Annotated in this window: 13 protein-coding genes; 9 read left to right on the top strand and 4 right to left on the bottom strand. The window is 64.8% G+C overall.

The genetic code is table 11. The features are described from left to right. Positions 1–8 precede the first annotated feature (8 nt). The gene (cas9, locus tag F4U94_RS04140) at positions 9–3,308 is read right to left on the bottom strand and encodes a type II CRISPR RNA-guided endonuclease Cas9 (RefSeq protein WP_120251735.1); all 3,300 of its coding nucleotides are present in this window, start codon (positions 3,306–3,308) and stop codon (positions 9–11) included. A gap of 404 nt (positions 3,309–3,712) precedes the next feature. Between cas9 and F4U94_RS04135 the strand changes: the two genes are divergently transcribed. Beyond that, the gene (locus tag F4U94_RS04135; protein WP_120252304.1) at positions 3,713–4,876 is read left to right on the top strand and encodes a sensor domain-containing diguanylate cyclase; all 1,164 of its coding nucleotides are present in this window, start codon (positions 3,713–3,715) and stop codon (positions 4,874–4,876) included. Positions 4,877–4,886: 10 nt separating this feature from the next. On the opposite strand, the gene F4U94_RS04130 is transcribed toward F4U94_RS04135, so the two are convergent. After that, positions 4,887–5,183, bottom strand: a complete 297-nt coding sequence (locus F4U94_RS04130; protein WP_120251736.1) for a hypothetical protein — start codon at positions 5,181–5,183, stop codon at positions 4,887–4,889. Between the two features lie 187 nt (positions 5,184–5,370). Then, positions 5,371–5,856 carry an Lrp/AsnC family transcriptional regulator gene (locus tag F4U94_RS04125; RefSeq protein WP_120251737.1) on the bottom strand — a complete coding sequence of 162 codons (486 nt, stop codon included), beginning with the start codon at positions 5,854–5,856 and terminating at the stop codon, positions 5,371–5,373. A gap of 93 nt (positions 5,857–5,949) precedes the next feature. Between F4U94_RS04125 and F4U94_RS04120 the strand changes: the two genes are divergently transcribed. The 8 genes from F4U94_RS04120 to F4U94_RS04085 all read left to right on the top strand — a co-directional run bounded on the left by F4U94_RS04120 (position 5,950) and on the right by F4U94_RS04085 (position 11,944). Continuing rightward, on the top strand, positions 5,950–6,909 hold the full coding sequence (locus tag F4U94_RS04120; RefSeq protein ID WP_120252305.1) for a DMT family transporter: 960 nt from the start codon (positions 5,950–5,952) through the stop codon (positions 6,907–6,909). Positions 6,910–7,034: 125 nt separating this feature from the next. Beyond that, complete coding sequence (gene crcB / locus F4U94_RS04115; RefSeq protein WP_120251738.1) at positions 7,035–7,421, top strand: fluoride efflux transporter CrcB; 387 nt, start codon at positions 7,035–7,037, stop codon at positions 7,419–7,421. Then, positions 7,418–8,818 carry an RluA family pseudouridine synthase gene (locus F4U94_RS04110; protein WP_120251739.1) on the top strand — a complete coding sequence of 467 codons (1,401 nt, stop codon included), beginning with the start codon at positions 7,418–7,420 and terminating at the stop codon, positions 8,816–8,818. The genes crcB and F4U94_RS04110 overlap by 4 nt, the downstream gene beginning before the upstream one ends. A gap of 14 nt (positions 8,819–8,832) precedes the next feature. Then, positions 8,833–9,450: an FMN-binding negative transcriptional regulator gene (locus tag F4U94_RS04105; RefSeq protein ID WP_120251740.1), complete on the top strand. Its 618-nt coding sequence runs from the start codon at positions 8,833–8,835 to the stop codon at positions 9,448–9,450. A 10-nt stretch (positions 9,451–9,460) separates the two neighbouring features. After that, positions 9,461–10,120 (top strand): HAD-IA family hydrolase, encoded by a 660-nt coding sequence (locus F4U94_RS04100; RefSeq protein ID WP_120251741.1) that lies wholly within the window; start codon positions 9,461–9,463, stop codon positions 10,118–10,120. Then, complete coding sequence (locus F4U94_RS04095; RefSeq protein ID WP_120251742.1) at positions 10,117–10,374, top strand: hypothetical protein; 258 nt, start codon at positions 10,117–10,119, stop codon at positions 10,372–10,374. Before F4U94_RS04100 ends, F4U94_RS04095 begins: the two co-directional genes overlap by 4 nt. Next, positions 10,371–11,066 (top strand): ATP12 family chaperone protein, encoded by a 696-nt coding sequence (locus F4U94_RS04090; protein ID WP_120251743.1) that lies wholly within the window; start codon positions 10,371–10,373, stop codon positions 11,064–11,066. Before F4U94_RS04095 ends, F4U94_RS04090 begins: the two co-directional genes overlap by 4 nt. Positions 11,067–11,209: 143 nt before the next feature. Continuing rightward, positions 11,210–11,944 carry a hypothetical protein gene (locus F4U94_RS04085; RefSeq protein ID WP_120252306.1) on the top strand — a complete coding sequence of 245 codons (735 nt, stop codon included), beginning with the start codon at positions 11,210–11,212 and terminating at the stop codon, positions 11,942–11,944. 168 nt (positions 11,945–12,112) lie between these two features. Here the strand turns inward: F4U94_RS04085 and F4U94_RS04080 are convergent, their stop codons facing one another. Next, positions 12,113–12,790 carry a murein L,D-transpeptidase catalytic domain family protein gene (locus F4U94_RS04080; RefSeq protein ID WP_120251744.1) on the bottom strand — a complete coding sequence of 226 codons (678 nt, stop codon included), beginning with the start codon at positions 12,788–12,790 and terminating at the stop codon, positions 12,113–12,115. Positions 12,791–12,835: the final 45 nt, after the last annotated feature.

The following is a 12,835-nucleotide window of genomic DNA, read 5'->3' as shown; positions in this document are numbered from 1 at the left end:
ACCTGTCGTCAGCCGGGTTTGCGCGTCTTGCGACGGGCCTTGCGCGGCGGGAATCCGGGATCGAGCACGCGCCCGATCTCATCGATGCGCACCTGCCGCGCGTGCCAGGCCTTCAACGTGTTGGGCGAAGGATAGCTATATTTGAACGGATCTTCCTTATCCGCGTCTCTGCCCTTCAGCGCGCCGCCCTCGTTGGGTGGCGCAACGGCGAACTGCTTTTCGGAAAATTTGACGACGCGCACCAATTCGCGGTCCCCGCCATTGCGCTCGATCGCCAGCACATCGTCGCGATGCAGGCTCAATATCTTGCGCGCCGTCGGATTGGCCGCACGGATGCCGGACAGCCAGCCGGGCTGATGCGCATCGAACATGGAAACGACTTCGTTCACCCACTTCCCATCCGGTAATTCCCAAACATCGTAACGATAATTGGAATCCCCTTTATATCCCTTATAGATACGTCCATTCCGGTCACGTATCGGGATCACGGTCAGCGGTTCGACCACGCGGACGCGGCGGACATTGCGATAGGCATGCCATTCGCGATCGCCAAATTCCCCGATCGCCTTCTCGAACGCCTTGCCCTCCAGCCCATCGAGATGCTGGTAGAGCGCGGCCTTCAGATCGGGGTCGCGCACGCGCTCCAGGTCGGCCAGTTTCTTGAAGCTGCTTAACGGTACGCGGCGCACGACGATGCTGTTGCCCTTGGCGTCCGTTTCGCCGGTAAAGCCATAGGCGGTGTCGTTGTGCAGCCGCCCGGCGGTCGCGTCCTGACCCTTGGGAAGGCCGGCCTTCGACGCCGTGCCATGATCGGTGCGATGGCTGACGGTGATGGCGTTGACGGCGGTGCGCAGGTCGTCGCGGAACCCATCCCACGGATCGGGGATGATGATCCGCTCGCGCCCCTCGGCGCCTTCCTGGCCGGACACCCTCGCGATTTCGTTCAGCATCCGCCGATCGACGATGGCGACCACGACGGCGTCGATCGCATGGTGGCGATGATCCAGCCGGTTCTTCGCCTGATCCGCGCCACCGCCGAAATTATGGTCGGGCAGCAGGTCGTTGAGGCCAAGCTTGCGTCGGACCATTTCGGTCAGCCGACCCGGCGAGACCCAGATATGGCCGCTGCCTTCGCCCTTTTCGGGATAGAGCGTCGCCAGATATTCGCGCGACAGCCGGGCCAGATATTGCGTATCGACCAGATGCCGGGCCTGAAAGCCGCTTTCGTCCCGGAATTTTTCCATCGCATCCGGCTCGAAGCGCCAGCGTTTGTTGCGCGGTAATTGCGCGGCGCGGGCGGCGATGTCGTCCCAGCGACCAGTATGGCCCCAGGCTTCATAAGGGGACCGCTTGCGCTTCTCGCGATTGGTTTCGCGCAGGCAGACGATCTTGTTGCCGTTGCTGTCGTCCAGCGTCGCGGTGAACGGCAGGATATGATCGACCTCGACCGCTGCGGAAAACAGCATGTCGATCGAAATCTGCTGGCCGCTATAGATGCAACGACGGTCCAGCACATTGGCGGGATTGAGCTCTTCCCAGAGTTTCAGCAACGCGCGGTTGGCGCCCGTGTCAGCCTGGCCGATGGCGATTAGCTTTTCCGACCGCCGCTCCGCATTCAAACGATTATCATTATTCTCCCGGTTGATCCGCTTCTTGTCTTCGTCGGTCAGCTTCAGTTCGCGCGCCAGTTCGATCGCGATCTCGGCGGGCGGGCCATAGGCGCGGATCAGGCGATTGACGATGCGGCGCAACTGGTTGAGGCCGATATGCACGGTGGGGTTGGTCAGGCGCCCGACCCGCATTTCCTCCGGATCGGACGGATTTCCCGTGCCCGGCATGATGTGCCGCTCCAGCGCCACGCCATAATAGGGCAGTTGCTGGCGACCTTCTTCGTCCGTGAATATTTCTCCGGTGCGCCGATCGCTATGATGGCCAAGGTCCGCCAGCACGACCGCCTCGCTATAGACGATCACCCGCCCGTCCTTCTCGCCATCGCGCAGCGCGTCGATCAGCCGCCTCGTCGCCGTCTCGCCGAAACGGCCATAGCCCTGCGGCAGCGGCGCATTCAGGACGGCGCGGGCCTGCTGCGGCGTCAGGTCGTATAGTTCGGTGAGCCATTGGCGAAACGCACTATCCTCCGCCTCGCTCTCGACTTCGCTCAGGCGCGCGATCACATCCCATTGCTCTTCGACCGACAGATGCGCCCAGCGATTGCTAAAGCGCGTCTTGGCGCCCATCGCCGCTGCGACCTCGTCTCCTTTCAGGTCGGTGCGGTTCTCGCTTTCCTTGTTGAACCGCGCATCGGGATCGAGCTTCAGCGTCTTGCGCAAGCTCGCGAAACTGACCTTGCCCTTGTCCTTCAGTTTCAGGAACAGGATGTCGCGCTCCTCGCGCGTCAGCCTCTGCGCCACTTCGCCGGGCCGCACGATCATCAGCGCGTTGAGTTCTTCCAGCAGGCGGCGGCGCTGAAATAGCGGGTGCGCCTTGGGCAGGCGCTCGTCGCCGGCGATCAGCGTGCACATGCCGATGCGGGGCGCCTTCAATGGCCGCTGATAGAAGATGATTTCATGGAGCCTGTCATGCACTTCGTCGGTCAGGACGGTGGGATGATGCGGCGCCTGTGCTTGCCAGATGGCGTCGAATTCCTCCTCCATCAGCTTGCGGCCGGGATAGAAATCATAGCCGTCGCCCTTGGCGCCTTCATCGCTTTCGGGGCGCAGGCGCGTGCGGACACTCTTGCCGGCCAGGCGCCGTTCGTACAGCCATTTGCCATAGGTCCAGCTGCCCGGCTCCGCGCCAGCCGCCGCTTCGTCGTCGCGGATGGCGTCGCACGTCCGGTCGATGCCGGTCGCGATCTTGCCGGCATCGTCGTCGGCGCCGCGATCGGCCTTGCGGTTGGACTTGAACCCGCGCCGCTGGTTGAGGTGGAAGAGGGCACGGCCCAGTTCCGGCAAGGTCAGCACTTCGTCCAGCGCCCGCGCGCGTGCGGCATAGGGGTCGATCGCCGCCATCGCCTTGCGCGCCGCCTCGTCCGCCGGGAAAAGCCCGTCCGCGATCAGATATTTGATGAGGGCGCGTTGCCGCTGCTGAAACCGGTCCCGCCGCCGCCGCATCGCCCGCGCATCGCGCCGATCCACCGCCAGCGATGCGCCGGATTTCGGGTCGCGCCCGTCGCTGAATATCCGCGAGCCTGCGGCAAGAATGGAGACAGGCTCGCCATTGATCGGCGCGCTCAACTCGATCGCAGCCCATCCCAACGAATTGGTCCCAAGGTCGGCGCCCAAGCGCCAGATTTTATGCTGTGTCATAAATCTGCCATCCCCCTGATATCCAAGACATTGAAAATGAAGACGGGAAGGTCAAGTCCAATGTGAAGGCAATGCCTAGTCATCCGAGAAAGTTACTTGACCTATTCATAAGCGGCGATAGACTAGGCACCTCAGAGATCGCGGTCTGGCAGTTAACAAGTGTCAGTACGCACCAGATAAGGGCGACGCTCCGGCGTCGCCTTTTTTGTGTCGGGCGGCCTTCGGCTTGGCATCTTTGATTTCTCCTTGCCCTCGTTCCGGCCGCCGCTGCGCGAACGCGACGGCGCGTCGCATGCCATTGCGGATCAAAGCCTTTGTTAAGCATCCGCGCCTAAGACGCTGCCGATCGGACGGTCGCGCCATGCATGCCCGTCGCCGCATCGCATGAAGGATTCGACCGCCGCGTGGGTGAGAATTTCGCCTTTTTCCTGCCTATCATGATGGCCAGTTTCGGAGTCGCCTTCCTCATCGTCTGGGGCTGGGGCGCGCGTGGTGCGGGCTGGTGGAGCGGCGGCTTCTTCAGCGTCGCGGGCGGCTTTGCCGTGCCGGTCGCGTTTCAGGCGCTGCCGACCGATCTGTGGGGCATCGTCGCGGACCTTTTCTTCGCCACCGGCTTCCTGTTGTTCAGCCAGGCGCTGCTCGACCGCTGGCGCGCCAACTGGATCCTGCGCCTGCGCCTGGTCATATGGGCCGGGTCTGTGGCGCTGTGCGGTTTTGCCATGATGATCGGCCATGTCCCGCTGGAACTGGTGTCGTCCGATTTCGGTTGCTTCCTTCTGATTGCCCTGCCGCTGGTGGTCGCACGCGGGCAAATGCGCGGCTGGCCGGACCGGGCGCTCTATGCCGCAGCGGTTCTCGTCGCGCTCGACAATCTGATGCGCGGCAGCACCGTGTCCTTCACCTTGCCCAGCGGCGTGTCCTTCCGCGACAGCGACTATGCCTTCCTGATGCAGGCGCTGGCCTGCATGTTCGGCCTGTTTCTCGCCCTATCCGCGCTGGCCGCCTGCGTGCTCGACCTTATCGCCCGCTATCGTCACGACGCCCATGTCGATCCGCTGTCGGGGCTGCTCAACCGGCGGGGCTTCGACGAAGCGGTGGCACGGCTGCGTCGCAAGGGCGGCATCCTGATCGCCTGCGACATCGACCATTTCAAAGCGGTCAATGATGCCCATGGCCATGCGACCGGCGACCGGGTGATCGTCACGCTGGGCGACATGCTCCGCACGCTTGCCCCGCCCGGCGCCGTCGCCGCGCGTTTCGGTGGTGAAGAGTTTCTGCTGTTCCTGCCCGCCACCGATGCCGCCACCGCGGCCAGTATCGCCGAGGCCGTGCGCCTCCATTTCGCCGAGCAGGCGGCCTCGCGGCTGGGCCTGGCGCAATCGCTCACGGCCAGTTTCGGCCTGACCACATTGCATCGGGTCGATCCGTCGATCCATGAAGCGATCGCCCGCGCCGACAGCGCCCTGTACGAAGCGAAGGAAAAAGGGCGCAACCGGGTCTGTGTTCGCCGCGCACTGGCCATGCCGGCCGTCGTTCCGGCGGCGGACGGCCAATTGCGGCGGGCCTGATCCTCGGCTGTTACCGGCTCTTTTGCGTGCCGCCCAGGCGGCGCTGATTCCTGCGCACCGCCTTGCGATAATGGGCGACCGACGCGTCCAGCATGGCGGGGCCGGACGTGCCGAGCTGGCCGGTCATCATCTTCCACTGCAACCGGGCGACCGCGTCCAGCTTTTCGCTGACCATCAGCTGGGCTTCGGCCATGGCGGCGGCGTTGCCGGTCATCAATCGGGGCAGGCGCATGCCGATGACCGAGCAAGCCTCCAGCCCGAGATTCCAGCAGTCGAAGGTGAGGGAGAGGGAGGTAGGCTCGCGCATAAGCTGTAAAGTCACCTTGCTGCCAGTGGTTGCCCGGCATTTTTATCCGGCATAGTCATTGAACCTTCATTCTATCGTCCTATGTTGGCCCTGTCACTCTTCCCCCTTTGGAGTGACTCCCTGAACCTTGGCCCCGCCGTTGAGTTATCTCCGGCGGGGTTGTTTTTGCCCATGGCATGCCGCCCGATCAGGGGATCACCAATTCCATCCCTGCCTTCACGCGGCTGAGCGCCAGATAGCTGTGATAGCTTGCCACCGCTTCATTCTCCGCGAACAGGCGGCGGGTGGTCGCTTCATAGCTGCGCATGTCGGGCGCGACGATGATCATGATGAAACTGCGGCCGCCGGTGACATAATAGCATTGCTGTACGTCGGGATCGTTACGGAACAGCGTCTTGGCCCGATCGACGGTCGCCGCCTTCTCATCGACCAGATTGACCTCCACGATCGATGTGACGCCCAGGCCCACCGCATCGGGATCGACGATCGCGGCATTGGCGGCGATCACGCCCTGTCTTTCCATCGCGGCGATCCGGCGTTGCACGGCGGCGGTGGACAGGTTCACCGCCTCGGCGATGGCGCGCTGCGGGGTGCGATTGTCACGCTGGATGATTCGCAAAATCGCCCGGTCGAACGGGTCGAGGGAGCGGGCAGGGGGCGTCGGGATGGGCATGATCGAGTAATTGTTGCAATCACATGCCCAATCAAGAGCATTTTTCCCGCTGCAATGATGATAATTCTCGTCATCATGATCGAAGGGCAGGGCATGGACGGGACATCCAGAGAGAGTGGGCATCTGACCGGCATCCTGTGCGGCATGGGGGCGGGCGCCTTATGGGGGCTGGTCTTCCTTGCCCCGGCGCTGGTGCGCGATTTCCGCCCGCTCGACCTCGCTATCGGCCGTTACCTTGCCTATGGTTTGATGTCCGGCCTGTTGATCGCGCCGCGCTGGCGCAGCCTGGTCGCGCAGATGCGTTCGGGTGCCTGGTGGGCGCTTGGTTGGCTCGCGCTGGCCGGCAATCTCTTTTATTATGTGCTGCTGGCGACCGCCGTGCAGATGGGCGGCATCGCCATGACCTCGCTGGTGATCGGCTTCCTGCCGGTGGCGGTCACGATCATCGGCAGCCGCGAGCGCGGCGCGGTATCGCTGCGCCGGCTGGCGCCCTCCCTGCTGTTCTGCGGTGCGGGCGCATTGTGCATCGGCTGGCAGGCGATCGCGGTGCCGGGCACGGCATCGCTCGGCCCCCGGATCATCGGCTTTCTCTGTGCGGTGGGTGCCCTTATTTCCTGGAGCGCCTTTGCGGTCGGCAACAGTCGCTGGCTCGGCCGTCTGGGCGGCATATCGGCGCAGGACTGGAATCTGGCGATCGGCCTGATGACCGGTGCGCAGGCGTTTCTGTTGCTGCCGGTCGCGCTGGCCATGGGCATCGGCCACCATGATGCGGCGGCCTGGACCAAATTTTTATCTGTCTCACTCGCTGTCGCACTCTTCGCATCGATCGTCGGCAACATGCTCTGGAACCGCATGAGCCGCCTGCTGCCGCTCACCATGGTGGGGCAGATGATCCTGTTCGAAACCGGCTTCGCGCTGATCTACGGCTTTCTGTGGGAACAACGCCTGCCGACCCTGCTGGAAAGCGCCGCCTTCGCGCTGGTGGTGGCCAGCGTCATCAGCTGCATCGCCGTCCATCGGCGCCCAGCTACAGATGTGACGGCGACCATCTAAGCCCAGATCCGTTCGGTTCGAGCTTGTCGAGAACGGGGCGCCTGGTTCTCGACAGGCTCGAACCGAACGGAAAGAGGGGTATTGCAGCCTTTCCCCTTTGGCGGAATCGCTATAGGGCGGGTTTCATGACCAATATGTTTCTTGTGATGGGCGGCGGTGCGCTAGGCACGCTGGCGCGCTATCTGACCGGTCGGCTGGCGGGGCAAATGATGCCCGGCGCGGCCTGGCCCTGGGGTACCTTTGCCGTAAACCTGATCGGCGGCTTCGCCATGGGGCTGCTCGCCGGCTGGCTGGCGCGCGGCAGCGCCGCATCGGGCGAACCGATCCGCCTGTTGCTGGGTGTCGGCGTGCTGGGTGGCTTCACCACTTTCTCCGCCTTCAGCCTGGAAACCATGTTGATGATCGAACGCGGCCAGGCTGCGATGGCCATGGGCTATGCGGTGGCATCGGTGATCGGCGCGGTCGGCGCGCTGGCGCTGGGCCTGACCGTCATGCGGAGTGCTGCGGCATGAAGGGGCGTCCTCCAGCCAAGACCGGCGGCGCAGGTCCGCGCGGCGGCAAGCCTGCGGGCAAAGCGCCCTTCGCCAAGGGGCCTTCGGGCGGCCGGCCTTCGGACCGCAAGCCCGGCGATCGCAAAGCCGGCCCTCCGTCCGGCCGCGGCAAGCCCGCCGGCCCGCGCAAGGACGGTAAACCCGCATTCAAGGACGGTAAGCCAGCCTTCAAGCCCAAGGCGCCAGCCGCCGCAAAATCGGCTGCGGCCAAGCTCGTAGTGGCCGCGCCCACAAAGCCTGCCAAGCCCAACCCGGCCAAGGGTGTCTCGCTCGACGTGCGGCAATATCGCGTGCAGCCCGACGATGACGGCATCCGCCTCGACCGCTGGTTCCAGCGGCACCTGCCCGATGTCGGCTTCAACTTGGTGTCGCGCTGGTCGCGTACCGGCCAGCTGCGCGTCGATGGCGCGCGCGCCGCGCCGGGCGACCGCATCGTCGAAGGTCAGATGATCCGCGTGCCCCCGGCCGAAGCCAAGCCGGAAGCGGCCCAGCGTCCCAAGCGCGTCCGCGTCATCGACCTGACTCCGGACGAGATCGCCTATGTGCAGGACATGGTGATCCATCGCGACGAACAGGCGATCGTCATCAACAAACCGCCGGGCCTCGCCACGCAGGGCGGCACGAAGACCGACGAGCATGTCGACAAGCTGCTCGACGGCCTGCTGTTCGACGCCGAATCGCGGCCCAAGCTGGTCCATCGGCTGGACAAGGATACGTCGGGCGCGCTGCTGCTCGCCCGCTCCAGCCGCTCCGCCGCCCATTTCGCCAAGGCTTTTTCCAGCCGCACCGCGCGCAAAGTCTATTGGGCGCTGGTCATCGGCGTGCCGTCGATCAACGACGGCATGATCGAGCTGCCGATCGGCAAGCAGCCGGGCACTGGCGGCGAAAAGATGCATGTGGATGAGGAAGAGGGCCTGCCCGCCCGCACCCGCTATCGGGTGATCGAGCGCGCCGGCAACCGCGCCGCCTGGGTCGAACTGCAACCCTATACCGGCCGCACCCATCAGTTGCGCGTGCATCTGGCGGCGATCGGCTTCCCGATCGTGGGCGACGGCAAATATGGCGGCAAGGATGCATTCCTGTCCGGCACGATCAGCCGCAAGATGCATCTGCATGCGCGCCGTATCCGGGTGGATCATCCCGATGGCGGGCGTGTGGACGTGATGGCGGACCTGCCGACCCATTTCGCCAACAGCCTGACCGAACTGGGCTTCGATCTGAAGCTGGGCGACATGCCGCTGGACGATGAGATCGACCGGACCCCGACCCGCGAAGATGAAAAGAAATTCGCGCGCCAACATGCCAAGCAGGTCCGCAAGGATCGCAAGGGCGAACGGCGGTCGCGCGGATCGCGCTGACGGGAGAGGCGAGGGTGCATCCCGATCCTACATTCGGCTGGCGCGATCAGCAGGCATTGCGGGCCTTTGTCGGCGCGCAGCGATTCGGCATGCTGTTCGCGCAGACGCCGGACGGCCCGGCCGTCGCCCATATCCCTGTGGTGTGGCTGGATGATCGGCGGATCGGCTTTCACCTGTCGCGCGGCAATCGTCTCGCGAAGCATGTCGATGGCGCGCGGGCTTTGTTCGTGGTGAACGGCCCGCATGCCTATGTCAGTCCCGACTGGTATGGGCTGGCCGATCAGGTGCCGACCTGGAATTATGTCGCCGCCGAACTGGAAGGCGATGTCCGGGCTTTGCCGGCGGACGCGCTGCCGGACCTGATCGATGCCCTCTCGCTGGACAGCGAAACCCGTCTCGCGCCCAAGCCGGTCTGGACCCGCGACAAAATGACGCCCGGCCTGTTCGACAGGATGGCCGGTGCCATCATCGGCTATGAAATGCAGGTGACCGACTGGCGCGGCACACGCAAGTTGGGCCAGAATAAGGTTCCGGCCGCCCGCAGCGGCGCGGCGGACGGCATGGCGGCGGCGGGCGATGGCGCCATGGCCGCTTTGATGCGCGAGACGTTGACGCGAGCCGATGCCGTATGAGGGAGCGCGCATGAGCAACAGACTTGCCGTCTTCGATTGCGACGGTACGCTGGTCGATAGCCAGCACAGCCTCTGCACCGCCATGGTCCGCGCCTTCGAGGATGTGAAGCTGCCCCCGCCCGACCGGCTGGCGATCCTGGCGGCGGTGGGCCTGTCGTTACCGGTCGCGATGGCGCGGCTGCTGCCGGACGCAGAGGCGGACTTCCACGATCACCTCGCCGACCGCTACAAGCTGGCGTTCCAGGCGATGCGGCGCGAACAGGGCGTGCAGGAACCGCTCTATCCCGGCATCGTGGACCTGGTTCTGGAACTGGACGCGGCCGGATGGCTGCTCGGCGTGGCGACCGGCAAGTCGGACCGGGGTCTCAACCTCTGCCTTACCCATCATGGCATCATCGACCGGTTCGTGACGCTCCAGACCGCCGATCGCCATCCGTCCAAGCCGCATCCTTCGATGCTGCTGACCGCCATGGCCGAAGCGGGCGCCGCGCCGGACACGACGGTCATGATCGGCGACACCAGTTTCGACATCGACATGGGCCGGGCTGCGGGCGTGCGCAGCATCGGCGTCGCCTGGGGCTATCATCTGCCCGACGAGCTGATCGCGGCGGGCGCCCATGCGGTGGCGATGGACAGCGCGCAATTGCGCGGCCATATCGGCGCGCCATGACCGATCTTCCGCCACCGCCTCCACCCAATCCCGATTCCGTCGCGCGTCAGCGCCACTTTGCGATCGGCCTGTTCCGCCTGTCGGGCGCCTTCATCGTGATGTTCGGCTTCCTCGCCATCATGCAGCGCTTCACCTGGGTTCAGGGGGACAAGGCGAAGGCGTTCGGCGCGATCATGGTCGTCACCGGCCTGTTCCAGTTCGTCGTCGTCCCCCGCCTGCTGCTGGCGCTGTTCCGCAAGAGGCCGCCGCAATGAAGCGTTTCTACACCGATGTGACCGTGTTGGCCGAAGAGGGCGGCCATGCCATCCGGCTGGATGGCCGCCCGGTCCGCACCCCGGCGCGCGCGTCGCTGACCCTGCCCACCGCCGTGCTGGCCGACGCGATTGCGCAGGAATGGCGCGCGCAGGGTGAAGAGGTCGATCCTGCCTCCATGCCGATGACCGGCCTTGCCAATGCGGCGATCGACCATGTTGCGCCCAACCGCGCCAGCTTTGCCGAGGGCGTGGCCCGCTATGCGCAGTCCGACCTGCTCTGCTATCGTGCCAATGGCCCCGACACGCTGGTCGCGCGGCAGGCCGCGGCCTGGGAACCTTTGCTCGACTGGGCGCGGGGTCGCTATGACGTGACCTTCGCCGTGACGCAGGGGATCATCCCCGTGCCCCAGCCCGACGAGACGCTGGACCGGCTGGGCGCGGCGGTGGTCGCGCTCGACCCCTTCATCCTCACCGGCCTGTCGACGCTGGTGACGCTCAGCGGATCGCTGGTCTGCGCCCTTGCGGTGGTGGAGGGCGGCCATGAGATCGGCGCCATATGGGAGGCGGCGGAGATCGACGAAGCCTGGCAGGTCGAACAATGGGGGGAAGATGCGGAGGCCGCCGCGCGCAGCGTCCGCCGCGCCGATGACTTCGCCACCGCCGGCGCTTTTTGCGCATTAAGCCGGGTATAAGAACAAGCACTGGAACCGGGGCACCGCTTCGTTCATTCTGCCGCCAGCACGGACAGCCTATGTCCGGCATCCATCCCGCTGCAACGCTATAGGAGACTTCGACGTTGGCCTCGACGTTCGCAAAATCCATCCTGACGGCCCTGATGGCCGTTTCCGCCCCGGTCCTTGCCCAGCAGGTGCCTGACGCTCCCCCGCCAGAGGCGCCCCCTGTGGAGGAGGCCGCACCTGCGGCGGAAGTCCCCGTCGCGCGGGAACTGACATCGGCGGAAATCGCGGCTTTCAACAAGGCCGTGACCGATTTCACCGCCGGCCAGACCGCGCAGCAAAAGGGCGACAATGCCACCGCGGTCGCCAAATATGACGCGGCATTGCCGGCCATCCGCGTGGCGGCGCAGGCCGATCCGGCGAAAATCGACAATCTCAACTTCCTCGCCAACGCCCTCTATGCGCAGGCTGCCGCTTATGGTGCGCTGGGCCAGATGGAACGGGTTATCCCCATCTACGACGAATCGGTGCCCTATTGGCGCAAGGTCGTGGAGGCCAAGCCGACCGATATCGCCAGTCGCAACATCCTGGCCGGCATCCTCATCCAGTTGGGCAACCAGAATCTGCGCGATCATGATCGTGGCGGTGCCGATCCCTTCTTCGCCGAAGCGTTGAAACTGGCGCGCCAGACGGTCACGGATCAGCCCGGCGACGCGGCGTCGAAGAATATCCTGCTGGCCGCCTTGGTCGGTGCCAGCCAGACCGGCACGGAAGAGGGCATTCGAGACGAAGCGATCAGCATGGGCCAGGCGATGATCGCAGACGGATCGATCGACGCGACCAACAAGCCGCAGATCGAAACGATGACCGGCGCCCCCGCGACCGAGGGCTGACTCGGAATCAAGTCAGACCTTCTCGGAAATTCCTCCGTTCGTTTCGAGCGTAGTCGAGAAACCCAAAGCACGGCATCAGCCGCATCTCGACTTCGCTCGAAGCGAACGGATCAGGAAAAAAAGGCTGCTTTCCAGACTGGCAATATATGGACCAGCCGGTCCAGCTATTCAGCCATTGCCAATCTTGTCGGCATAGAGCATCCGCCCCGGCCCCAGCAGGCCCAGTACCTGCGGCACGATATGCGGCGCGACGGCAAAGCAGCCTTCCGATCGCCCGCATTTGCCCCAGGCGGCGACATGGTCCTCGCTCACATAATCTGCGCCATGGACCACGATCGCGCGAGATTCGGCATTGCTGTTCTGCGCGTCCAGGCCGAGCAGACGCATGGAGCGGCCATGCTGGCCGAAATACATGTCGCCCGTCTTAAACGCGCCGGACGAACTGGCCAGCGAGTTGAACTCGTTGGAAAAGCTGTGCAGCCAGCCCGAATGGGCCGGGTCGGACCCGCGGCCATGGGACACCAGATAGCTGCTGGTCTGCCCGCCGATCAGATCGACGATATGCATGCGCGGATTCTTCGACGGCGCGTCGAAATCGACGATCGCCAGCCGATCGCGCAATTCGAAATGATGGGCATGATTGTCCAGCGCCGCCCTGGCGCGCTCCAGCAGCGCGGCATATGGCTGCTGCGCAACCGCGCGCGGCGTGGCCGGCACCGTGGGAACCGAAGCCGGTGTCACGGGTTCAGGGCCTGTCACGGGAAGCGCGGCACGGCCCATGCTGTCCGACAGAAACGAAAAGGCGAGTCCGCTTAAAGCGAACTTCGTAAAATTGCGGCGATCCATGACCGCAATATAGCAAAGGCGACGCCCCGGTCCAAGACCGGGGCG

The sequence above is a fragment of the Sphingobium limneticum genome (assembly GCF_008710155.1).
Taxonomy (GTDB): Bacteria; Pseudomonadota; Alphaproteobacteria; order Sphingomonadales; family Sphingomonadaceae; genus Sphingobium; species Sphingobium limneticum.
Note: the sequence above shows the minus strand (reverse complement) of the source record. Positions and strands in the feature narration are given on the sequence as shown.

Bases quoted from the DNA above. Each gene is read 5' to 3' on its own strand.
- cas9 (WP_120251735.1), bottom strand. From the start codon at position 3,308: ATGACACAGCATAAAATCTGGCGCTTGGGCGCCGACCTTGGGACCAAT.
- F4U94_RS04130 (WP_120251736.1), bottom strand. From the start codon at position 5,183: ATGCGCGAGCCTACCTCCCTCTCCCTCACCTTCGACTGCTGGAATCTC.
- F4U94_RS04125 (WP_120251737.1), bottom strand. From the start codon at position 5,856: ATGCCCATCCCGACGCCCCCTGCCCGCTCCCTCGACCCGTTCGACCGG.
- F4U94_RS04120 (WP_120252305.1), top strand. From the start codon at position 5,950: ATGGACGGGACATCCAGAGAGAGTGGGCATCTGACCGGCATCCTGTGC.
- crcB (WP_120251738.1), top strand. From the start codon at position 7,035: ATGACCAATATGTTTCTTGTGATGGGCGGCGGTGCGCTAGGCACGCTG.
- F4U94_RS04110 (WP_120251739.1), top strand. From the start codon at position 7,418: ATGAAGGGGCGTCCTCCAGCCAAGACCGGCGGCGCAGGTCCGCGCGGC.
- F4U94_RS04100 (WP_120251741.1), top strand. From the start codon at position 9,461: ATGAGCAACAGACTTGCCGTCTTCGATTGCGACGGTACGCTGGTCGAT.
- F4U94_RS04095 (WP_120251742.1), top strand. From the start codon at position 10,117: ATGACCGATCTTCCGCCACCGCCTCCACCCAATCCCGATTCCGTCGCG.
- F4U94_RS04090 (WP_120251743.1), top strand. From the start codon at position 10,371: ATGAAGCGTTTCTACACCGATGTGACCGTGTTGGCCGAAGAGGGCGGC.
- F4U94_RS04085 (WP_120252306.1), top strand. From the start codon at position 11,210: ATGGCCGTTTCCGCCCCGGTCCTTGCCCAGCAGGTGCCTGACGCTCCC.
- F4U94_RS04080 (WP_120251744.1), bottom strand. From the start codon at position 12,790: ATGGATCGCCGCAATTTTACGAAGTTCGCTTTAAGCGGACTCGCCTTT.